We start from the raw sequence: 16,778 nt of genomic DNA, 5'->3' as shown, positions 1-16,778 counted from the left end.
ATGAAAGCGTTTCCGATGAAAGGGAGAGTGTTATGAAAGAAAATAAGGCTATAAAATTCGAAACAAAAGTAATCCATGAAGGTTATGATGCAGAGAAGTATAGCGGAAGTCTCGCTCCTCCTATTTTCCAAACTTCAACATTTATCTTCGAGTCAGCTCAGCAAGGGGAAAAGCGTTTTGCAGGAGAAGAAGAAGGCTTTATTTATTCTAGACTTGGAAATCCAACGGTTAAAATGTTAGAAGAAAGAATCGCTGCTCTCGAAAATGGAGAGGCTGCTCTTGCATTTGGGTCTGGAATGGCTGCTGTATCTGCTGTTTTGATTGCTATGACCAACACGGGAGATCATATATTATGCTCACAAGGTGTATATGGCTGTACCTTTGGATTGCTGGAAATGATGAATGAAAAATATAAAATTACCCATGATTTTTCAGCAATGGAAACGAGAGAGCAGCTTTTAGAGGCGATACGTCCAGAAACGGTTTGTATATATGTTGAAACACCAATAAATCCAACAATGAAGTTAGTAGATTTACAAATAGTGGCTGAGGTTGCAAAAGAAAAAGGACTTCCAGTTGTAGTGGATAATACATTCTGTTCCCCATATTTGCAAAACCCAATTTCTCTTGGCTGCGATGTTGTTATTCACAGTGCGACAAAGTATATTTGCGGTCACGGGGATGTCATTGCTGGTCTTGTGGTCGGAACAAAGGAGTTTATTAGCAAAGTAGCAATCACTACACAAAAGGATATTGGCGGTGTCATTTCTCCATTCGATGCCTGGCTATTACTGAGAGGATTAAAGTCACTTGCTGTTAGAATGGATCGGCACTGTGAGAATACTGAGAAATTAGCAAGCTATTTATTGCAACATCCTAAAGTAGAAAAAGTATATTATCCAGGAGATTTCCGAAATTCTGAGTATGAAATAGCACAAAAACAAATGAGAAAACCGGGTGGGATGATTTCTTTTACATTGAAAGGGAATAAAGACACAGCTCAATCATTCATGAACAATTTAGAAATGATAAAAATAGCCGTCAGCCTAGGTGATGCAGAAACATTAATCCAGCATCCTGCAACAATGACTCATGCAGTCGTTCCAAGAGAATCTCGTAAAAATATGGGAATCGATGACTCATTATTAAGACTATCAGTTGGTCTTGAATCATGGGAGGATATACGGGATGATTTAGAACAGGCACTGGAAAAGATTTAAAAAAAATGCGCAATGATTAGAAGTTTGATCATTGCGCTCTTTCCCCTGAAATTATAAGTATGAAACAAGTATTTTCGTAAACTCTTCTAATCCCCTTTGGTCAACCTCATCAAAGCGTTTTTTCACAGGAGAATCTATATCTAATACACCAATAAGGCTTCCATCCTTAATGAGCGGTACAACAATCTCTGATTGTGAAGCTGCATCACAGGCAATATGGCCAGGGAATAGATGTACATCATCTACACGCACTGTTTCCATATTCTTCGCCGACGTACCGCAAACACCTTTTCCTATCGGTATTCTGACACATGCAGGAAGCCCTTGGAAAGGCCCTAATACGAGCTCATAATCTTCCAGTAAATAAAATCCAACCCAATTAATTCGATCTAGAAATTGATTTAATAAAGCAGATGCATTGCTCAAGTTCGCAATTCGATTCGTTTCACCATCAAGCAATGCAGCAAGCTGTTTCTTCACTATTGAATAATTTTCTTCTCGGCTGCCACGATAATTTTCGACTTTAAACATCTTAAAGCAACCTCCTTTTTCAAAAAATAGGCTGTAATTTGCAAAAATTCGCAGAAATTAGAGAAACTTTGTCGAGATTTTTATAAAGGATAAGGTGATTTTAACAAGAATGTTTTTATATAACAAGATATCGAATGAAAGAAGGTGATAACATGGGTGAAAATGGTAAGGCGGCAATTGTTAAAGCTGCAATCGCTTTATTTAATTCAAATGGTTTTGATGGAACATCCATACGTGATATTGCTAAAAAGGCAAAGGTGAATCCTGCAAATATTTCCTATTATTTCGAGAGTAAAAACGGTTTGCTAGAGCATTGTTTTACTGCTTTCTTTGAAGGGTATGTTGAAAGTATTGAAAAGGGTTTATCTCTTCTAGATCAAGGTGCAGCCAATTGTTTAAAAAAAATAGCAGAAAACATCATGTATTACCAGTATGAAAACATGCAACTTACAAGGATGATTTTAAGGGAAATTTCGATTGATTCTCAAATTGTTCGTGAAATAATGTCTACCTATTTGATGAAAGAAAGGTTTTATTTAAGTAAGGTAATGGAAAGAGGAGTAAAAACAAGAGAGTTTCGGACGCTGGCATCTAATTATATGATATTGCAGCTAAAGGGATTATTAAGTATGCCTTTTTTAAATACACAATATATGACTGAGGTTCTCCATGTGTTACCTAATGAAAAATATTTTGCAGAAAAATACATTCGAGAAATATTCCATTGGATCGATGGAGTTCTATGTAATCGAGAAATTGATAGGTTCTATCTTGCTGTAAAATAAAAATAGAAGGAAATCCAAAACATGGATTCCCCTCAAAATAACATGGTATGTTTACCTTGGCCGAGTTCTTTAATTTGGTGAGCATCAGAACCATAGACAAGATTAATACCTCTATGCATCGCTTCCTTTACCACCCAATTAGGAGGGTATGGTTCTTTACAAAGAGGCTTGGAATACCCAGCTCCATTATAGTCAATTTCATAGCCTTTTTTTTGAATAGCTGAAAGCACATCTAATATCTCTGGAGTATAGTCCTTTTCGGCAGGGAATTTCTTTTGGAATTTATTCACCAATGTAATATGACCTATCCTTTTCGGTTTAAAAGGACCTAGTTCACAATGGATGGATTGAAGCAATGTCTTAAAGTACACACTGTATACTTCATTAATAGAGCCATATTTCTGAATCATCACGCCAAATGATTCTGGACTATAGTCCAAACACTCGTATTCGCTATCATACATTAAAAAATGCACAGATAATAATGAATCATCTAATTGGTGGCCAAACTGATTTAAAAAATTTGCAGTCTCGCGTTCAAATCCCTCGATAAAATCGACTTCAAGACCCGTATTAATTTTTATTTTTTCTTTATAAATGGATTTCACTCTGCTAATTTCCTCAAAATAAAATCCCAAATCCTCCATTTTCATAGCGCTGTCTTTTGCAGGGGTTGGATCTTGAAACCCTTCAGGTAATGGGGCGTGCTCAGTAAAAGAAATTTCTTTAAAACCGAGTTCAATCGCTTTTTCCACATACCCCTCCAACGAGTCTTGTGTGCCATGAGGACAAAATGATGTATGAATGTGACCATCTTTTATCATTTGATAGCTGCCTTCTTTCCGTTAAAAAGAGCGAAATATTTGAAAATATTAAATGCTTAGTGTTCAATTAAGGATATAATACCAATTTTTTCACAATAAATTAGATAAAAAAATGAAATAAATAGTCAAAAATTGTCGTATACATGGTATCATAAAAACATTGAACTGAACATGATATTTAAAAAATATATAAAATGTAATTCTGGCTCGGAAAAGAACAGGGGGCTTTTGAAAAAATGGAATACATAATTGGCGTAATCGTCATTGTAATAGGACTATTTTCTACAGGATTTATATTAAAGAAAAAACATTATAAAGAAATTGATCGGTTAGAAACATGGAAGATGGATATTGTGAATCGCCCTGTTCTCGATGAATTGTCGAAGGTAAAGCAATTAAATATGACAGGTCAGACGGAAGAGCTATTTGAGCGCTGGAGAACGGAATGGGATGATATTGTTACAGCTCAGCTGCCGAATGTTGAAGAATATTTATTCGATGCGGAGGAATATATCGATAAATATCGTTTTAAAAGAGCAAAAGAAGTTCAAAGATCGATTATAAAATATTTAAATGAAATTGAAGAGAGTATACAAAACTTATTAAATGAATTGAATGAGCTTGTTGGAAGCGAAGAGAAAAATAGGACGGAGATTGAAGAACTTAAAGATTTATACCGTGAAAGCAAGAAAACATTACTTGCTCATCACCATACGTATGGAAAAGTCGCTGAAATTCTTGAACAGCAATTAGATGATACCTTCATAAAGTTCGAAGATTACGATGAGAAAACAGGAAATGGCAACTATCTTGAAGCAAGAGAAGTTGTCTTAACAATAAAAGGAAATCTGGAAGAGATTAAAAGTAAAATGGATGTAATACCGACATTCCTCGTTGAATGTCAATCAAAAATACCAACTCAATTAAAAGAGCTAACAGAGGGCTTTAAAGAAATGGCGAGTCAAGGCTTTATCCTTGATCATATCCAATTTGATAAAGAGCTGGTAAGAATTGAGCACGAAATAACAAATTATTTAAGTAGTGTTGAAAATGCAGAAATTACAGATGCTGAAAAGGGTATAGTTGAAATTAAAGACAATATTGATTTGCTCTATGATTTACTTGAGGAAGAAGTTCATGCAAAGCATTATATTGGCCAACAGAACGAGACTACAAAGAATATGTTATATTCTAACAAAGAAATTAACAAACAACTAAAAGATGAATTAGCCCTTGTTCGTCAAAGCTATCACATTTCAGATAAGGATAATGACATTCAAAGCGAATTAGAAAAGAAGTTAACGAAAATTTTTAAGAGATTCGAAGTCCTTGAACATAATATTATTGTAAAAAGTACCGCACACTCTATATTAAGGGCAGAACTTGGAGAAATAAAAACACAGTTAGAAGAAATTGAAGAGGAACATGCTAAGTTTGCTGAAAAGCTGCAAGCATTAAGAAAAGACGAAATGGCTGTACGTGAAAGTGTTCATGACTTAAGAAAAAAATTAGCTGATACAATAAGGCTTGTTTCAAAAAGTAATGTGCCAGGTCTTCCTCAAGATTATAAATATTTAATGGAAGATGCCAAGGAAAGTATTGAAAACGTCTTTGTTAAGTTGGATGAGAAGCCATTAAATATCCCAGTTGTACAACAATATTTAGAGGTTGCTGTCCTTACAGTAGAAAAGATGGTTAACATGACAAATGATATGATTGAAACAGTCATACTTGTAGAAACAGTCATTCAATATGGAAATAGATATCGAAGAAGATATCCTTCTGTTGAGCAAGGTTTGCGAGATGCTGAGATCTCTTTCAGAGGCTTTGATTACAAAATAGCTTTAGAACAGGCAGCGACAGCAATTGAGGAAATCGATCCTGGTGCAATGCAAAAAATAGAAGAAATAATAAGTGAACTTTAAAGGAAAACTCAGCTTTTTTATCGCAGATTAACGGGCAGTAAGACCCCCACTTCAAGGATTCGCGTTGCAAAGAAGAGTAAGTGGGGGATCAACTGCCCGTAAAGGCCCGATTGGTTCAACTAACCATCAGTGGGGGATGAAGAAAAACCCCCACTGATGGAAGTTTCACTTTATTGAGTGAAGGCAAATTAAAAAGCAATTAGCATTTTCGCTGATTGCTTTTTTTTACGTTAATTCGTAATCGTTTCCTCAGTAGATCCAGAAGCTAAAGAAAAAACATATCCGACAATCGTTCCTATAATAGCAGGTACAATCCAGCCAATTCCTTGAGCGAATAGCGGTAAGAAACTAAGTGCATCTGTAATCGCTGTCATGTTTAATCCTGCTGAGCTTAAACCATCAATTAAGCTAATGATACCTGTTGGAATTAAGGCACATATATATACGATTGAAGAACCTTTAAATGCATTATGCAAAAAGGTTAAGACAATTAAAACAATTGCTAATGGATAAATAATAACTAACACAGGAACTGAGAACTTAATAAGCTGTGTTAAACCAGCATTTGCTATAATTGTACTAAAGATTGAGAAAATTATAACGATAGATTTATAAGAAAAACGTGGCATAAGCTTTGAAAAATACTCTGCACAAGCTGACACAAGACCGATTGAAGTCGTTAGACAAGCAAATAAAATCGCTAATCCAAGTATGATGGATCCAAATGATCCGAATAAGTAATTAGCAGCTCCGGAGAGAATAGCTCCACCGTTTTCCTGAGTTCCTAGAGTATCTGGTGCAGTTGAACCGATATAAGCTAAAGAAAGATAAACTATGACAAGACCTGTTGCAGCAATTACACCTGCTTGTACACAAATCTTTGTTAATGCTTTTTTATTTGTAACACCCAGCCCTTTTATTGAGCTAATGACAATAATCCCAAATACAAGAGCGGCAATCGTATCCATTGTTAAGTAGCCTTCGACGAACCCTTTAAATAAAGGACCATCAGCATAAGGACCTACAGGTGCATGCGGCTCTCCTAATGGAGTAATTAGACTTTTAACAACAATGATTCCTAAAATAATTAATAAAGCTGGTGTTAAAATTTTTCCAATTGTGTCTACTAGCTTGGTCGGATTCATCGCAAGTAATGCTGTAACGAAAAAGAAAACAATCGAAAAAATAAGTAATGGCCAACTGCTGCTGGAAGCGGTTTCAGATAGAAACGGTAAAACACCGATTTCATAGGAAACAGTCCCAGTCCTTGGAATCGCGAATAATGGTCCAATGACTAAATACATCACGACTGGAAATATAATCCCATATACGGGATGTACACGACTGGCCATCGTTTGAACATCACCCGCTTTTGCGATAGCAATAATTGCAAGTAGTGGTAATCCTACCCCAGTTATTAAAAATCCTATAATAGCAGTCCACATATTGGTTCCTGCCTCTTGTCCTAAAAATGGTGGGAAAATCATATTTCCAGCACCAAAAAATAAAGCAAATAACATAAGACCAACGGCCATGATTTGCTTCGAAGATAAATTTTTATTCATACTTCATCCCCCTGAATCCGTATCAAATTATTTCAAACGCTTACATAGTAACATAGGTTGTAACAGAATTGTCGAATATGACTAAAGTTTGAATATTAAATATATTGAGATAACAATATGTAATCAGTGTAATCTTTAATTGTATTGTATAATCATACAATAATAAAATAGATTTTTAATGAAAATAATCTAAAATAAATAAATTAATTCTTACAATAAACAGATTAAATCATTTCATCTTTGGTCAGTTTTTGCGGTAAGATAAAAATGATCATTTTAATAAAAGTAAAATTATGATAATATATGCAGTTGCCATCCGTTTTTGGAATGAGAGGGATAAAAAATGATTTATTTTGATAATAGTTCTACAACCAAGCCTTATCAAGAAGTTATGGATTCATTTTGCAAAGTTTCTTTAGAGTACTTTGGCAATCCCTCTTCTTTGCATAGCATGGGTGCCAAGTCAGAAAAGCTTCTATTTCAAGCTAGAGAGCAAATGGCCAGACTACTAAAGGTTCATACAAATGAAATCTTATTTACATCAGGTGGAACGGAAAGCAATAATATTGCTATTAAAGGGACAGCTCTTATGCATAGAGGAAGAGGCCGTCATCTAATAACCACGGAAATAGAACATCCTTCCGTAAGAGAATCAATGGAACAATTAAAAGAGCTTGGATTTAGTATAACCTATATCCCAGTTGATCATAACGGAATCATAAATGTTAACGATATTGCGGATGCAATCACTGATGAAACGATTTTAGTTTCTGTTATGCATGTTAATAATGAGATTGGATCTATTCAGGCAATTAAAGCGATCGGCCAGCTCCTAAAGAAGTATTCGAAAGTACTCTTTCATGTTGATCATGTTCAAGGTATTGGAAAGGTTCCACTTTCGATCTCTGAATGTTTTGTAGATCTCTGTACTATTTCAGGCCATAAATTTCACGGTTTAAAAGGGACAGGCGCACTATTTATCCGAAATGGTGTAAAAATCTCTTCGTTAATTTCTGGTGGTGGCCAAGAATGGAAGCTTAGAAGTGGAACGGAAAATGTGGCTGGAATGGTAGCAATGGCTAGGGCACTAAGATTAACATTTCAGCAGCAAGAAAAACACTTAGATAAAATGATCAAAATAAAGGATTGTTTAAGGAGAGAATTGGAAATGATACAAGGGGTTACAATTCATACCCCACTTAACCATTCAGCTCCTCATATTTTGAATTTTTCAATTAAAGGCTTCAAGGCTGAAGTTTTTGTCCATGCACTTGAGGAAAAGGAAATGTTTGTATCCACGACAAGTGCTTGCTCATCTAAAAAACAAAAGGCTAGCAGCACTTTACTAGCAATAGGAGTCCCAGAGGATGAAGCGATGAGTGCCATTAGGATAAGTTTATCCTATGAAAATACACTAGAAGAGGCTGCTCAGTTTATTGAAGCGGTTAAAGAAACAGTTATAAGGCTAAGAGAGGTAATGAAATAATATGAATTATGATCGCATTTTAATCCGATATGGCGAGTTATCAACAAAGGGAAGAAATCGGAAACATTTTATTGATAAATTGAAGAGAAATATTAAGCAAGTTTTACGTAATTTTGAAAATGTAAAAATTGAAGGAAATAGAGAAAGAATGTTTGTTCTTTTGAATGGGGAAAACGGGTCTGAAATCATTGACCACTTAAAGAATGTTTTCGGCATACAATCCTTTAGTCCAGCAATAAAAGTAGATAAGAATCTAGAAAATATGAAGCATGCTGCACTTACCCTGTTCAAAAATCAATATAAAGATGGAAATACCTTTAAAATTACAACGAAAAGAGCAGATAAAAAATTTATTCTCAATACAGATGAAATAAATCATACATTCGGCGCACTTTTACTTAAAAATATTCCAGGGTTAAAGGTTGATGTTAAAAACCCAGATATTAATCTTCAAATTGAAATTCGCGAGGAAGCGGTGTACTTGTCCTGTGAAAATATTCTAGGGGCAGGAGGTCTTCCAGTTGGATCGAGCGGAAAATCCATGTTAATGCTTTCAGGAGGAATTGATAGCCCAGTAGCTGGATATTTATCCATGAAAAGAGGGCTTGAAATGGAAGCCGTTCACTTCTACAGTCCGCCTTTTACGAGTGAGCGCTCAAAACAAAAGGTTATTGATCTGACTGAAAAACTGGCGAATATTAGTGGAAGTATCGTCCTTCATATCGTTCCATTTACCGAAATACAACAGTTAATTCAGAAGCAGGTTCCTGAGAATTATTCAATGACAACTACTAGAAGATTGATGCTGCGAATTACAGATGAGATTAGAAGGAAGAACGAAGGGTTAGCGATTATTACTGGGGAAAGTCTCGGTCAGGTTGCAAGTCAAACCCTTGAGAGTATGTTTGCGATCAATGATGTTACAAACACACCGATTTTGCGGCCGTTAATTACAATGGACAAATCTGAGATCATTAATATAGCAGAAAAAATCGATACATTTGAAATTTCCAATCGCCCTTATGAGGATTGCTGCACTGTTTTTGTACCATCATCACCAAAAACAAAACCAAAACGGGATAAAGTGAGGTACTTTGAGAGCTATACAGATTTTGATCCGTATATTTCAAAAGCAGTAGAAAATACCGAAACAATCCTAATTACTCCTCAAACTGTGAAGCAAGAATCGTTTGAAGATTTATTTTAGTTAAGACTTGTCTGCATGAAATACAGCTTAATTTGCTTTACCATTCAAAGAAACAATTACCAATAAAAAACTGAATATGGCCATGTGATTCTACACATTCTATACTCACAAGGAGGTGAAGTCACATGGCAAACAACAGTTCAAACCAACTTCTAGTTGCTGGAGTACAGCAAGCTCTTGATCAAATGAAGTATGAAATTGCTACTGAGTTTGGTGTTAACCTTGGTGCAGAAACAACTTCTCGTGCTAACGGTTCAGTAGGAGGAGAAATCACAAAGCGTTTAGTACAAATGGCTGAACAGCAATTAGGTGGTTTCCAAAGATAATATAAAAAATAAATAATATGGCTACAAGGAGCAGGATATCTTTCCTGCTCCTTATTCATGTTTTCAAGTAAAAATGGGTTTAAACAACCTTGGTGAAAATAAATAATTTAAAATTTTAAAATAATTTAGTATAATTATTAATAGTATCAGGTATCAATCGAATTAAGTAGTACAATACATACATTATAGGGGGAGATATGATGAAGCGGGAAGACTTATTGGCTCCAGAGAAGTATAATCTTGTATCGGAGATAGAGCGTTTTGCCTGTGATTCTCAGAGGCTTGCGATCAGATGGGAAAGTGAACAAGGGGATAAGAGAGAAATCACTTACAAAGAGCTGATTAATAATGCAAACAAAATTGGAAATGTTTTTATCAATCATGGGTTAAAAAAAGGTGATGTACTGCTCATAATTGTTCCACGATTAATAGAAGCTTACCAAGTATATATAGCTGCTTTAAAAGCTGGACTTGTCGTTATACCAAGCTCTGAAATGCTGCGAGAAAAAGATTTACAATATAGAATTACTCACGGTGATGTGAAGGGAATTATTAGCTATTATCCATATGCCGATCAGTTTACGGAAGTAAAGGAAGCGGAGCAACTTGCGAAGTTTGTAATCGGTGGTCAAGCAGAAAATTGGATAGATCTAGATGACGCAATGAAAGCTGCATCTGATAAGCTAGACATAGCAGAGACGAAACAGGATGATATGGCCTTTTTATCTTATACATCTGGAACAACGGGGAATCCGAAAGGGGCCGTTCATACTCATGGTTGGGCATTTGCCCATCTTCGTACGGCTGCTCCAAACTGGCTATGCATTGAAGAAGGCGATACAGTTTGGGCAACAGCAGGACCTGGCTGGCAAAAATGGATATGGAGTCCATTCTTATCTGTACTAGGCTCTGGCGCTACAGGGTTCGTTTATAATGGAAAGTTTGAACCGAAAAAGTATTTACAGCTTCTCCAGAATTATGATGTGAATGTTCTTTGCTGTACACCGACAGAGTACCGAATTATGGCGAAAGCGGATAATATTCATGAATACAAACTACCTCACCTTCGAAGTGCTGTTTCGGCAGGAGAGCCATTGAACCGAGAAGTGATCGATACATTTAGAAGACACTTTAATGTGAATGTACGAGATGGATATGGACAAACCGAAAACACACTGCTTATTGGTGTTACGATAGGCATGGATTTAAAGGCTGGTTCTATGGGCAAGCCAACACCGGGAAACAGAGTTGAAATCATTAATGAAGATGGAGAACCTTGTGAAGTAAATGAAGTTGGTGATATCGCTGTTCATATCGAAACGCCAGCGTTATTTAAAAACTATTATAAAGATCCTGAAAGAACAGCTATGCAGTTCCGAGGAGATTACTACATCACAGGAGATAAAGCAAAAAAGGACGAAGAAGGCTATTTCTGGTTCGAAGGCCGTGGAGATGATATTATTATTAGCTCTGGTTACACGATTGGACCATTCGAAGTAGAAGATGCACTTGTCAAGCATCCTTTTGTTAAGGAATGCGCTGTTGTAGCAAGTCCTGATGAAGTTCGCGGGCATATTGTAAAAGCATTTGTTGTTTTACAGGATGGGGTAGATGAAGATGATCTGAATCTTATTAAAGTACTTCAAGACCATGTAAAAGAATTGACAGCGCCATATAAATACCCAAGAAAAATTGAGTTTATATCTGAACTTCCGAAAACAACTTCAGGAAAAATTAGACGTATTGAACTTAGGAAACAAGAAATGGAAGCAACTACAAATTAATTGTATTTTTTTATGCAGGTGAATACAACACCTGCATTTTTCTGTGATAAAAATTGAAGGAAGGGGATCAAGAAATTGGGTACACTCTGGTATGGAGGAAATATTTATACGATGCAATCTGAAAATCATATCGTAGAAGCTGTTTTTACTAGCGGGAATCGAATCATTGAGTTAGGTACACTACAAGACTTAGAAAAGAAATATAACAATGAGATTACAAAGAGAATGGACTTGCTTGGTGGTACGATGATCCCAGGATTTGTTGACAGTCATATGCATTTAATTGGTCATGGTGAAAAGCTTATTCGATTAGATCTTTCTGGCTGTCAATCGAAAGCAGAAGTACTAATGGCCGTAAAACATTATTCTAGAAAACAAGAAAAAGGAGATTGGATTATAGGGGAAGGTTGGAATGAAAATCTATGGGGGCCAGATGCAGAGCCTATTTTTGCCCATGAATTGGACGAGATTGTGCCCGATCACCCTGTTCTCCTAAAAAGAATCTGCCGTCATGCTCTCGTAGCGAATAATTCAGCATTAAGAACCGCCAATATTGATGAAAATACGATAAGTCCAGCTGGTGGCGTAATCGAAAAGGATGGATATGGAAAGTTAACCGGTATTGTGAAAGATCAGGCCCAGGAATTGTTCTACAATGTCCTTCCAAAAGTGTCAGATACTTATTTGAAAAATGCCCTTCGTGCAGCAATAAAGGATGCACATCAATTAGGTATAACAGGCGCCCATACAGAAGATTTAAGCTATTATGGCGGATACAATCAGACATATCATGCATTTAGGCACGTTATCGAAGAGGAGGGCTATTTATTCAGAGCGCATCTTCTTGTCCACCACCTAGTTGTTGATGATATGAAATCTGCTGGTGAGTACTTTTTGAGTGGAAATGAATGGATTGAATTTGGAGCTATGAAGATTTTTGCCGATGGGGCATTGGGGGGGCGAACCGCTTTACTCAGTCATCCTTATGCAGATGATCCTTCAACTTCAGGGGTAGCGATTTTTACACAGGAAGAGTTAGATGAGCTTGTTAAAAAAGCGCGAGAATATAAATTGCCAGTAGCTGTTCATGCGATTGGAGACTTGGCATTTGAAATGGTTTTAAACTCGATTGAAAAGCATCCACTAAAGGGAGATGGAAGAGACCGACTCATCCATGCGCAAATTTTACGGGAAGAATTAATCGATCGAGTGAGACAATTACCGGTGATACTTGATATTCAGCCTAGATTCCTAGCTTCAGATTTTCCTTGGGTAATCGATCGCATCGGAAAGAATCGTGTAGGTTGTTATTATGCATGGAAAACATTACTACAAAATGGATTACATTGTGCAGGTGGATCTGATGCACCAATTGAACCGCTAAATCCACTTCTAGGCATCCATGCTGCAGTAACTCGGACAAATGTTGATGATCCAGCGAAAACGGTGTATCATCCGCTCGAGTGTTTATCAGTTTTTGAAGCTGTTAGCCTTTTTACAAAAGGAAGTGCTTATGCAGCTTGTCATGAAAATGACAGAGGTGTTATGAAAGAAGGGTATTTGGCAGATTTTACAATTATGAATGAAGATGTTTTTAATATCAACCCTGAAAAAATTCCTTATATAGCAATCTCAAAAACGGCTATTGGGGGGGAAATTGTTTACGACTCAGAGGTTGAAAATTAAACGATTATCTTGTCCCTCTGCCTCGATTTTATACATAAAAGATTGCCAGCTTCTTTTGGTTCAATCTATAATAATATTATTTCGATAATAGAACGAATTGAGGGAAAAGTAAATGAAAAAAAACGAAGTCCAGATGGGGGTCTTTTATGCAGGCTTTTCCTATTTTATATGGGGATTGTTGCCGATTTATTGGAAGCTTCTTCATCACGTAAGTGCTGATGAAATATTGGTAAACCGGATTTTTTGGTCATTTTTCTTTATGGTAGGTGTTCTTCTAGTTACTAGAAAATGGGGAGAATTTATTCATACACTGAAGAATTTCCGCTCGAATAAAAAACAGCTATTTGCATTAGTGCTTGCTTCACTGTTAATAAGCTGCAATTGGTTTATTTATATATGGGCAGTCAATTCAGATCAGTTAATTGAAGCTAGTCTAGGATATTATATTAACCCTCTAGTAAGTGTTTTACTTGGAATGATTGTATTCAGGGAGAAATTGTCGCCTGCCCAGTATTTCTCTTTTGCTTTAGCAATAATAGGGGTTCTAATATTAACGATATCCTATGGAAGATTTCCATGGATTTCATTTATTCTGGCATTGTCCTTTGGCTTATATGGTTTATCAAAAAAAATGATAAAGGTAGATTCAGCAATCGGATTAACCCTTGAGACTCTTGTTGTTATGCCTATATCATTATTATATATAGTCATTCTATTTGCTAAGGGAACACAATCATTTTTAACAGTATCTGTCGGTACGGATTTGCTTTTGATTGGTGCAGGAGCTGCCACGGCTCTTCCGCTTCTGTATTTTGCTAAAGGAGCACAAAAGATACCAATGTCGACTCTTGGCTTTTTACAATTTATTGCGCCAACCTTAACATTAATTCTTGGTATTTTTATTTATCATGAACCTTTTTCAAAAGTACATTTCATCTCATTTCTGTTTATTTGGTTGGCTATTACACTGTTTTCTCTTTCTAAAACAAAGATTTTTTCCTCCTTTGATCTAAAGAGGAAGAAAGGAAAAAGTCTTGGAGCTTAATGTGAATTAAAAAGTAAAGATTCCAAAAAAAAGTGCTGACCAAAGAAGGTTAGCACTTTTTTGAATAAACGGGCATAGATTTCTTAAATTGTAGATATATCAAGGTTCACAAGGAAAGCTTATGGGAGTTCTCATCGCATTCACTATGTCATTTAATTGTTCCGAAGACGCTTGCACTTTTCTTATACGTTTAGAAAGTATAAATTGCCAGCGCAGAAGATGATCTGACGCGGTTTCTAATTTTAGGAATTGAGTACAACGGACGTGATGTCCTAGTCGTGCGATGTATGAGCGCAATAAGTGCAACTACGCCTCCAATCGGCGAGTTTTCTTTATAAGAATGTTCTTTTTACCTTTTCCCAGAAGGAATTATCTTTTAATTTTACCGTTTTTATTTTTTTGTCGCTTAGCTTTATATCAATTTTCTCAACATGCTGAATGCTTAATGCCTCATTATCCATTCCCATGGTAGGATGATCATTTCCGTCTTGTACGACTGCTAATGTTAGTTTTCTCTCTCCGCTTAATATGAAGGACGAGCCAAGTGTCCGATAGCGATTATTATTAAGTGAAGCCATTTCACTTACTTGAAGACATGGAAGAAGCGGATCGACAATTGAACCTCTGAGAGATTTATTATAGGCGGTGCTTCCAGTAGGCGTTGCAACAACCATTCCGTCTCCGCGGAAAGTTTCGAAATGCAAGTCATCAATTAATACATCTAATACAAATGTTTTAATAATAGCTGATCGGATGCTGAACTCATTTAAGCAATAAAATGAAGTTTGATCATCAATCGTCACTTCAATTGTAGGATAGCGGCGGACTTCAATCTGTTCATTTGTCATTGCCTCAATCATTTTATCTGTATTATCTATATGAAAATCACAATACATGCTAAGACTTCCAAGAGTAGATATCCCTGCATATAAACAATCATCCCGGAACCCCGTTTTACGAACTGCTTGTAAAAATGTTCCGTCACCGCCGATGCTAACGATTACATTGGCCTTTTTATAATCATTGACAATTGTAAAATTATGAATATTAGCAAGCTCATAAAGAGGTTTTACCTTGAGATTCATGTCCGAATCTTTTTTATGATAAAAATATATGTTACGACGAGTAGACATCTATTTTCCTCCAAACAATAAAATAATAAAAAAATATAGACCGACCCAAGTTCATGATTATTTGGTATGATATGTAATGTTCATCGAAATTAGTTTACACTTTTTTTAAACAATTTAAAAGTTTATGACTTATTAAGATTGGGCGAGACATCTTTAGGGGATATTATATTATCTTCTTAAAGATTCAGAAGTTTGTTTTTGTTAAAGGGAGGAATAAGAAATGAATGGAAAGCGTTGGGCCGCATTAGGGATTGCGGTTGGATTATTTATTTTTTCAGTTTTTACAAATTTTCTTTCGGGGCTTGCATTCAAGGATGTTGAAAGCTCAGTTACAGAATTGTTTGCTAGCAGTAATGATGCATTGGTAGAGGAAGTAATTGAGGAAGGAAACAATCTCAAAAAAATTGCAGTCCTTGAGGTAGATGGTGTCATCCAAGATACAGGCCAGCCCACTTCTCTTTTTACTTCAGCAGGATATAATCATAAAGGCTTTATGAAAAAGCTCGAGCAAGTAAAGGAAGATGATACTGTTAGGGCGGTTATTATTCGAGTGAATTCCCCAGGCGGTGGAGTCGTAGAAAGTGCTGAGATACACGATAAAATTAAAGAAATTCAAACGGAAACAAAGAAGCCTGTCTATGTATCAATGGGCTCAATGGCTGCCTCAGGAGGGTATTATATTTCAGCACCAGCTGATAAAATTTTTGCAAGTCCAGAGACATTAACGGGCTCACTTGGCGTCATTATGCAAGGAATCAATTATTCTGGTCTTGCTGAAAAGTACGGTGTAGATTTCGTAACGATTAAAAGTGGTCCATATAAGGATATCATGAGCCCATCAAGGGAAATGACAGAAGAAGAAAGAAAAATTCTACAAACAATGATCAATAATTCTTATGAAGGCTTTGTGAAGGTGATTTCTGAAGGGCGTAATATTCCTGCTGCAAAAGTAAAAGAAATTGCAGATGGAAGAGTTTATGATGGTCGTCAAGCGAAAGAGATAAATTTAATTGATGAATTCGGTTATCTTGATGACGTTATTGAAACAATGAAGAAGGATCATAAACTTAATGATGCAAAAGTTGTAAAGTACACAGAGAATCTTGGATTTAGCTCAATATTTAGTATGGGAACGCAAAAGATTATCGGCAAAGACATCGAAATGGCAGGCTTGATGAAGCTCTTGTCACAGCCTAATTCTCCGCGTCTGATGTATTTATATGCTGAGTAGGAGGTGCAAAGATGACTTTAAATCAATCTG

The 16,778-nt window shown here is 36.1% G+C and carries 14 protein-coding genes; 10 read left to right on the top strand and 4 right to left on the bottom strand.

Annotated features, from left to right (window positions below; translation table 11 throughout):
* Positions 1-32 precede the first annotated feature (32 nt).
* Complete coding sequence (megL, locus tag KHA94_RS15730; RefSeq protein ID WP_213103062.1) at positions 33-1,220, top strand: methionine gamma-lyase; 1,188 nt, start codon at positions 33-35, stop codon at positions 1,218-1,220.
* A 51-nt stretch (positions 1,221-1,271) separates the two neighbouring features.
* On the opposite strand, the gene KHA94_RS15725 is transcribed toward megL, so the two are convergent.
* Positions 1,272-1,751 (bottom strand): GAF domain-containing protein, encoded by a 480-nt coding sequence (locus KHA94_RS15725; RefSeq protein ID WP_213103061.1) that lies wholly within the window; start codon positions 1,749-1,751, stop codon positions 1,272-1,274.
* Between the two features lie 152 nt (positions 1,752-1,903).
* On the opposite strand from KHA94_RS15725, the gene refZ reads away from it, so the two are divergent.
* The gene (refZ, locus tag KHA94_RS15720; protein ID WP_213103060.1) at positions 1,904-2,536 is read left to right on the top strand and encodes a forespore capture DNA-binding protein RefZ; all 633 of its coding nucleotides are present in this window, start codon (positions 1,904-1,906) and stop codon (positions 2,534-2,536) included.
* Positions 2,537-2,568: 32 nt separating this feature from the next.
* On the opposite strand, the gene hisJ is transcribed toward refZ, so the two are convergent.
* Positions 2,569-3,360, bottom strand: coding sequence for a histidinol-phosphatase HisJ (gene hisJ, locus KHA94_RS15715; protein ID WP_213103059.1), 792 nt, complete (start codon positions 3,358-3,360; stop codon positions 2,569-2,571).
* 236 nt (positions 3,361-3,596) lie between these two features.
* Here hisJ and ezrA point away from each other — a divergent pair, with 236 nt between their 5' ends.
* Positions 3,597-5,285 (top strand): septation ring formation regulator EzrA, encoded by a 1,689-nt coding sequence (ezrA, locus tag KHA94_RS15710; protein WP_213103058.1) that lies wholly within the window; start codon positions 3,597-3,599, stop codon positions 5,283-5,285.
* Between the two features lie 230 nt (positions 5,286-5,515).
* Here the strand turns inward: ezrA and brnQ are convergent, their stop codons facing one another.
* Positions 5,516-6,850 (bottom strand): branched-chain amino acid transport system II carrier protein, encoded by a 1,335-nt coding sequence (gene brnQ / locus KHA94_RS15705; RefSeq protein ID WP_213103057.1) that lies wholly within the window; start codon positions 6,848-6,850, stop codon positions 5,516-5,518.
* Positions 6,851-7,193: 343 nt separating this feature from the next.
* Between brnQ and KHA94_RS15700 the strand changes: the two genes are divergently transcribed.
* The 6 genes from KHA94_RS15700 to rarD all read left to right on the top strand — a co-directional run bounded on the left by KHA94_RS15700 (position 7,194) and on the right by rarD (position 14,384).
* Positions 7,194-8,336, top strand: a complete 1,143-nt coding sequence (locus KHA94_RS15700) for a cysteine desulfurase family protein (RefSeq protein ID WP_213103056.1) — start codon at positions 7,194-7,196, stop codon at positions 8,334-8,336.
* Between the two features lies 1 nt (position 8,337).
* Entirely contained in the window at positions 8,338-9,543 is a 1,206-nt protein-coding gene (thiI, locus tag KHA94_RS15695; RefSeq protein WP_213103055.1) for a tRNA uracil 4-sulfurtransferase ThiI, read from the top strand.
* Between the two features lie 125 nt (positions 9,544-9,668).
* Positions 9,669-9,869: an alpha/beta-type small acid-soluble spore protein gene (locus tag KHA94_RS15690; RefSeq protein ID WP_213103054.1), complete on the top strand. Its 201-nt coding sequence runs from the start codon at positions 9,669-9,671 to the stop codon at positions 9,867-9,869.
* Positions 9,870-10,069: 200 nt separating this feature from the next.
* Complete coding sequence (gene mbcS / locus KHA94_RS15685) at positions 10,070-11,653, top strand: acyl-CoA synthetase MbcS (protein ID WP_213103272.1); 1,584 nt, start codon at positions 10,070-10,072, stop codon at positions 11,651-11,653.
* A 75-nt stretch (positions 11,654-11,728) separates the two neighbouring features.
* Positions 11,729-13,339: an amidohydrolase gene (locus tag KHA94_RS15680; protein ID WP_213103053.1), complete on the top strand. Its 1,611-nt coding sequence runs from the start codon at positions 11,729-11,731 to the stop codon at positions 13,337-13,339.
* A gap of 112 nt (positions 13,340-13,451) precedes the next feature.
* Positions 13,452-14,384: an EamA family transporter RarD gene (rarD, locus tag KHA94_RS15675; RefSeq protein ID WP_213103052.1), complete on the top strand. Its 933-nt coding sequence runs from the start codon at positions 13,452-13,454 to the stop codon at positions 14,382-14,384.
* Between the two features lie 332 nt (positions 14,385-14,716).
* Here rarD and KHA94_RS15670 read toward each other — a convergent pair whose 3' ends face one another.
* Entirely contained in the window at positions 14,717-15,517 is an 801-nt protein-coding gene (locus KHA94_RS15670; RefSeq protein WP_213103051.1) for an NAD kinase, read from the bottom strand.
* A gap of 220 nt (positions 15,518-15,737) precedes the next feature.
* Between KHA94_RS15670 and sppA the strand changes: the two genes are divergently transcribed.
* Entirely contained in the window at positions 15,738-16,748 is a 1,011-nt protein-coding gene (sppA, locus tag KHA94_RS15665; RefSeq protein ID WP_213103050.1) for a signal peptide peptidase SppA, read from the top strand.
* Positions 16,749-16,778 lie beyond the last annotated feature (30 nt).

It is taken from the genome of Cytobacillus citreus (assembly GCF_018343665.1).
Lineage (GTDB): Bacteria > Bacillota > Bacilli > Bacillales > Cytobacillaceae > Cytobacillus > Cytobacillus citreus.
Note: the sequence above shows the minus strand (reverse complement) of the source record. Positions and strands in the feature narration are given on the sequence as shown.

Excerpts from the sequence above, each read along its gene's own strand:
- ezrA (WP_213103058.1), top strand. The coding sequence starts at position 3,597 with ATGGAATACATAATTGGCGTAATCGTCATTGTAATAGGACTATTTTCT.
- rarD (WP_213103052.1), top strand. The coding sequence starts at position 13,452 with ATGAAAAAAAACGAAGTCCAGATGGGGGTCTTTTATGCAGGCTTTTCC.
- thiI (WP_213103055.1), top strand. The coding sequence starts at position 8,338 with ATGAATTATGATCGCATTTTAATCCGATATGGCGAGTTATCAACAAAG.
- megL (WP_213103062.1), top strand. The coding sequence starts at position 33 with ATGAAAGAAAATAAGGCTATAAAATTCGAAACAAAAGTAATCCATGAA.
- KHA94_RS15670 (WP_213103051.1), bottom strand. The coding sequence starts at position 15,517 with ATGTCTACTCGTCGTAACATATATTTTTATCATAAAAAAGATTCGGAC.
- refZ (WP_213103060.1), top strand. The coding sequence starts at position 1,904 with ATGGGTGAAAATGGTAAGGCGGCAATTGTTAAAGCTGCAATCGCTTTA.
- mbcS (WP_213103272.1), top strand. The coding sequence starts at position 10,070 with ATGAAGCGGGAAGACTTATTGGCTCCAGAGAAGTATAATCTTGTATCG.
- KHA94_RS15700 (WP_213103056.1), top strand. The coding sequence starts at position 7,194 with ATGATTTATTTTGATAATAGTTCTACAACCAAGCCTTATCAAGAAGTT.
- KHA94_RS15725 (WP_213103061.1), bottom strand. The coding sequence starts at position 1,751 with ATGTTTAAAGTCGAAAATTATCGTGGCAGCCGAGAAGAAAATTATTCA.
- hisJ (WP_213103059.1), bottom strand. The coding sequence starts at position 3,360 with ATGATAAAAGATGGTCACATTCATACATCATTTTGTCCTCATGGCACA.
- brnQ (WP_213103057.1), bottom strand. The coding sequence starts at position 6,850 with ATGAATAAAAATTTATCTTCGAAGCAAATCATGGCCGTTGGTCTTATG.
- KHA94_RS15690 (WP_213103054.1), top strand. The coding sequence starts at position 9,669 with ATGGCAAACAACAGTTCAAACCAACTTCTAGTTGCTGGAGTACAGCAA.
- sppA (WP_213103050.1), top strand. The coding sequence starts at position 15,738 with ATGAATGGAAAGCGTTGGGCCGCATTAGGGATTGCGGTTGGATTATTT.